This is a genomic window from Bacillus sp. C30 (genome assembly GCF_040838255.1).
Classification (GTDB): Bacteria; Bacillota; Bacilli; order Bacillales; family Bacillaceae_G; genus Bacillus_A; species Bacillus_A mycoides.
Window position 1 is genome coordinate 1 of the sequence record NZ_JBFPJH010000263.1, and the last position, 4,668, is coordinate 4,668.

Genomic DNA, 4,668 nt, shown 5'->3' on the forward strand with positions numbered 1-4,668 from the left:
ACTTATCTACCATTCAAATTTAATTATACCGAAAATTCCGTTTCATACACAAAAAATAAAGAAGGGACACACACACTCCATTACAGAATAGATGTCCCTTCTTTGTATTTTATATTTATCCCTTACGGATTAGTAGACCAAAGTCCTGCTGATTTAATAAATGTACGTTTATTTAATTTCAGCTGCGCTACGATAAACTCTGCAATATCTTCCGCTTGCATTACTTTATCAGGATTTCCATCAGTTAATCCTAAGTCTACAGCCATGTCAGTTGCTACTGTACTTGGTGTTAAAGCTGTTACACGGATATTATGTTTACGAACTTCCATCGCTAACGATTCTGTTAAACCAAGAACACCAAATTTAGAAGCACTATATGCACTTGTTACAGGTGCACCTTTTTGTCCTGCTGTAGATGAAATATTAATAATATCACCAGATTGTTGTTCAATCATACTTGGTAAAGCTGCACGAGTTGCATAGTATACACCCATTAAGTTTACTTGAATGATTTTTTCCCAATCAGCAACGTCTAATTCTAAAAACTTACCGAATTTAGAAATACCAGCGTTATTAATTAAAATATCGATAGATCCTAAACCATTTTTTAATGTTTCAATTGCAGTCGTTACTTCTTCATATGAAGATACGTCAGCAGTCGCAATAACAGCTTTTACACCTTCTGCTTCCACTTCTTTCGCTACAGCTTTTAAGTTTTCTTCTGAACGAGCTAAAAGACCTACATTTACGCCTTCTTTCGCTAACGCAATCGCTACAGCACGACCAATCCCTCTACCTGCTCCTGTAATTAAAGCATTTTTTCCTTGTAATAATTCTGCCAAGTATAACACTCCTTAATCATCTCAGTTGTTTATTATATTAAAAGTGTATCTATGTTTATGCAAAAAGGCAATGATGCACTTTTATGTGCGTAGGTTACTTATAGGTAACTATAGTAATGGTAAATGCATTTTTAAAGAAAAATAGTGTTAGAAGGCCTCCTTCTAACACTATTTTTCTTCATGATTTGGAATACGCACAATAAATTCTGTACCATTTCCTTCTACACTCTCAACTTTTATTTTTCCTTGATGAAGGTCGAGTACTTTTTTTACAATTGCTAGACCTAATCCACTTCCTCCATAAGCACGGTTTCGTGAAGAATCCGCTTTATAAAAACGTTCAAAAATATGTTGTTTCTGTTCTTCGGATATACCAATTCCCGTATCATGAATACTTACTTCCAGGAATTCCTTATGTTCTTTTAAATGAATTGTAATCGTGCCACCATTTGGTGTGAATTTAATACTGTTATGAATTAAATTAATCCATACTTGGCTCATACTTTCTTTGTCTGCAGTAACACACACTTTATCCATATCAAGATCTAGCTCAAGTCCTTTTTCATCCCAAAGAGGCTCACTATTTAACACAATTTGTTTCAACTGTTGATCTAATCGATAAGTAGCTCTTTCTGGTGAGTATTCCTCTGACTCTAAAAGTGTTAGCTTCAATAAATTTTGACTCAATTTAGATAATCGCGTTGTTTCAGTTTCAATAATAGTAAGATAATGTTTTCTTTTTTCAACTGGTAGATTATCATCTTGTAGCGCTCGAGCAAATCCCTTAATAGATGTTAATGGCGACTGTATTTCATGAGAAACATTCGATACAAATTCTTGTCTCATTTTCTCCATTGCATTAAGTTCATCCGTCATATCGTTAATACTTTTTACAAGCACACCAATTTCGCCATCATACTTTTCTTCATTCCGTATTTTTACAGAGAAGTCCCCTTTTGCAATTTTTTGTATCGGTTCAATGATCGTCCAAATCATCGCCTCTCGCTTCGGTCTCATTAAAATCCCGATTAATGTCCAAATAAGAACGATAAAAACAAAGCCGACCATATCACTAATTAGAAAACTAATAAAAGGCGATACGTTTATTTCAAAAGCTTTCATTACACTAGACGATACAAAAAAGGCTATTGACCAAATTATAGTAAGAAAAGCAAAGAGCGCTACTATCGCCCCTATTACTTTTAACATCTTCATCTTACTCATTCTTTCTCTTTTTCTCATTTACTTACCTCTAAGCGATACCCTAAGCCCCTTATCGTCCTTATACTAAACTTCGATAGCTCTTCTTGAAACTTTTCACGCAACCGATTAATATGAACGTCTAGCGTGCGTTCATTCCCTTCAAAATCATATCCCCATACGTCTTCTATTAATTGCTCTCTTGAACAAGTTCTTCCCGCTTTAGATCCTAATGTAAAGAGCAACTCAAATTCTTTTAGCGGCAGCGTCACCGTTTGTTCTCCAACGTTAACTTCAAATGTTTTACGATTTAACAGTACATTCCCAACTTGAATAGATTGCGATACTGTAATTTGGTAACGTTTCAATAATGCCTTCACTCTCACAACTAATTCTAAAGGATCAAATGGTTTTACAAGATAATCATCTGTGCCGAGGTGAAATCCTTTTACTTTTTGAGATGTTTCACCTTTAGCAGTCAGCATAAGAATTGGGATATCATAGTATTTTCTTAATTCATAACATAAATCAAACCCATCCATATTTGGCATCATAATATCAAGAATCGCCATATCGACTTTCACTTCTTCTATTTTTCGAAGAGCATCTAATCCATCAACGGCCTCATATGTTTGAAAACCTTCTCGTTCCAAAAATACAGAAACAAGTTCTCTAATGTGCGGATCATCATCTACAATTAAAATTTTGGGTATCAAGGAATCATATCCTTTCTGCTTAACATACTTTTTAGCACTCTAAAATCAACAATCAGTGAAGTGCCCCTTCACTGATTGTTTTCATTCTATAATGCTCCTTCTTTAATTTTCAATTGTTGCATTGCAAATTCACGGTACATGTCATGTGTCCGTAATAACTCATCATGTGAGCCACTTCCTGTAAGATTCCCTTTTTCAATAAAGATAATTTTATCTGCATCTACAACAGTAGAAAGTCTATGCGCAATAACTAAAGTTGTTCTACCTTTCATTAAGTTATTTAACGCCTTCTGAACAACCGATTCCGATTTACTATCAAGACTTGAAGTCGCTTCATCTAACATAAGGATTTGCGGATTTCGTAGTAACGCTCGAGCAATCGCAATTCGTTGTCTTTGCCCTCCAGAAAGCTTCACACCACGCTCTCCAACTTCTGTTGCGTATCCACTTGGTAAATCATGAATAAACGCATCAACATACGCCATCGCTGCTACTTTTTCAATTTCTTCATCCGTCACTTCACCCTCAACACCGTAACAAATATTATCACGAATCGTTCCATCAATTAACGGACTATCTTGTGAAACGTAACCAATTTGACGTCGCCATGATTGTAATGAATATGCTGTAATTGGTTCTTTCCCTAATTTTATGAAACCACTAGTTGGCTCATAAAAACGTTCTAACAGCGAGAATAAAGTTGTTTTTCCGCTACCACTTGGTCCTACAATCGCCGTTACTTTTCCAGATTCAATCGTGAAGTCGATATTTTTCAAGATTTTCTCCTCTTCGTTATACTCAAAATGTACATTTTCAATAACGATCGGCTGCTTCGCATTTGTAACATTCATACCTGTTTCATGATCTTCTACTTCATATTCTAAAATCGTATTAATTCTTTCGGTTGCACCAATTGCTTTTTGGAACTGAGTAAAGAACATAGATAACTGACTCATCGGCATAATAATTTGAACTAAATACAAAATAAATGCTACAAGTTCACCTGTTGTTAATGCACCACTAGAAACTCGCATTCCACCATACCCTACGATAATAACAAGCAATGCCATTAAAACAAACGACATAACAGGTGAAATTAATGCTTGCACTTTTCCTTCTTTCAAACCAAATTGCAATAATTTTTGGATACCTGTATTACCTGTTTCATATTCTTTTTTTTCCGTATTTGAAGATTTTACTAAACGAATTTCTGATAGTACTTGTGTTAATACACTAGTAAAAGAAGCCGTTTCATCTTGAAGTGCTTTTGAAATCTTATACATTTTCCGTCCAAGTGGAACTAAAATTAGTACCGATAATGGAATAATCGTTAAAAGTAAAATTGTCATTTTCCAGTCTAAAACAAATAATACAATTAATGACCCAATAATTGAGATACTGCCTGTTAATAAGTTTGACAAATGCTCAGAAATTAATGTTTTAACAACACCTGTATCATTTGTCATACGACTAATTGTATCTCCCGTTCTGTTTTGATCATAATAAGACACTGGTAAAATAAGTACCTTTTTCCACAATCGTTCTCTAAGTCCAGCTACAATTTTTTGTCCAATATAATTCAGTAAATAAATTGACAATCCTGCAGCAATTGTTTGAATAATAAAGAATGCAATTAATCCAACAATTTGTCCCGTACTAATTGAAGAAAGTGAAAAATTATCAACTAAACCTTTTGTCAGCATTGGAATAAACAAACTCGCTCCAGTAGAAAGTAAGCTCATTATTAATGCAAAAATAAGAATGCCTTTCGGTGGATTTGTATCTTGAATGAGACGTAAAAACTGCCTCCAATTCCCTTTTTTCTTTTCTGTATTCCTAACTTCCATTGTCGTTCATCTCCTCGTTATAAACAAAACTATTCTTTCTAAAACTAGAATACGCTATAAATG

Annotated in this window: 4 protein-coding genes; all 4 read right to left on the reverse strand. The window is 34.3% G+C overall.

Going from position 1 to position 4,668, the window contains the following annotated elements; translation table 11 throughout:
* Window positions 1-122: 122 nt before the first annotated feature.
* A complete protein-coding gene (locus AB3X49_RS18000; protein WP_000818985.1) occupies window positions 123-842 on the reverse strand; it encodes a 3-ketoacyl-ACP reductase in 720 nt (239 codons plus the stop codon).
* A gap of 168 nt (window positions 843-1,010) precedes the next feature.
* Window positions 1,011-2,084 (reverse strand): envelope stress sensor histidine kinase HitS, encoded by a 1,074-nt coding sequence (gene hitS / locus AB3X49_RS18005; protein ID WP_002165950.1) that lies wholly within the window; start codon window positions 2,082-2,084, stop codon window positions 1,011-1,013.
* On the reverse strand, window positions 2,081-2,758 hold the full coding sequence (hitR, locus tag AB3X49_RS18010) for an envelope stress response regulator transcription factor HitR (protein ID WP_002012350.1): 678 nt from the start codon (window positions 2,756-2,758) through the stop codon (window positions 2,081-2,083). The genes hitS and hitR overlap by 4 nt, the downstream gene beginning before the upstream one ends.
* Window positions 2,759-2,844: 86 nt before the next feature.
* On the reverse strand, window positions 2,845-4,605 hold the full coding sequence (locus AB3X49_RS18015; protein WP_367963792.1) for an ABC transporter ATP-binding protein: 1,761 nt from the start codon (window positions 4,603-4,605) through the stop codon (window positions 2,845-2,847).
* Between the last annotated feature and the right edge of the window lie 63 nt (window positions 4,606-4,668).